The sequence below is a fragment of the Bacillota bacterium genome, from assembly GCA_033549065.1.
GTDB lineage: Bacteria > Bacillota > Dethiobacteria > DTU022 > DTU022 > JAWSUE01.
The window spans coordinates 1-668 of record JAWSUE010000048.1 but is presented as its reverse complement, the minus strand read 5'-3'; the positions used below and the strand labels follow the sequence as shown (position 1 = coordinate 668).

The window sequence follows — 668 nt, the reverse complement described above, 5'->3', positions numbered from 1 at the left end:
GAAGATGCCCGGGACGATTTAAACCGGATGAGACGCCAGAAAGCGCTGCTGCTGGCCACATTTGAATATTTTCAGGATATGGGTCTCTTCCGCTACGTAATCCCGGCCTATTCCGCATATCGGGAACATGTGCAGACCGACCTGACCTTCAATCAGATCACAGCCCTGACCCTGTTCGCCAGCGAACGCCTCGAAGCCGACGCCATATTTGACTATTCCTTGCAGGGCGAATACTTCAGCGCTGACGGCGGCCAAACCTACTACCTGCAGCTCGAAGAATTTGGGGACACATTAGTTAATTATATTTTCTGACAATTGATCGGAGGCGAAATCGGTGAAAGAACAGTTTAAGGTTCCGGAGAGCAAAACCTGCTTGGTGACCGGGGTAGCCGGATTCATCGGTTCCCACCTGGCACACCGGCTGCTGGATGAGGGCTGCCGGGTTATCGGGGTCGACTGCTTCACCGACTATTACGACCACAAGATCAAGGAGAAAAATATAATCGACCTGATGGAGCGACCCGACTTTGAGATCATCCGTGCTGATATTACAGAACTGGATCAGAGTATCCTGGATGATGTGCAGTGGATATTTCACCAGGCAGCCCAGGCCGGGGTGCGGGCCAGCTGGGGCGAGGAATTTGCCGACTATACCCACCATAATATAC

At 52.4% G+C, this 668-nt stretch carries 2 protein-coding genes; both read left to right on the top strand.

Annotated elements, in window-relative coordinates:
* The coding region (locus SCJ97_11695) for a hypothetical protein (protein MDW7740691.1) at window positions 1–312 on the top strand (312 nt) is incomplete at its 5' end.
* A gap of 22 nt (window positions 313–334) precedes the next feature.
* On the top strand, window positions 335–668 hold a 334-nt coding region (locus SCJ97_11690), incomplete at its 3' end, for an NAD-dependent epimerase/dehydratase family protein (GenBank protein ID MDW7740690.1).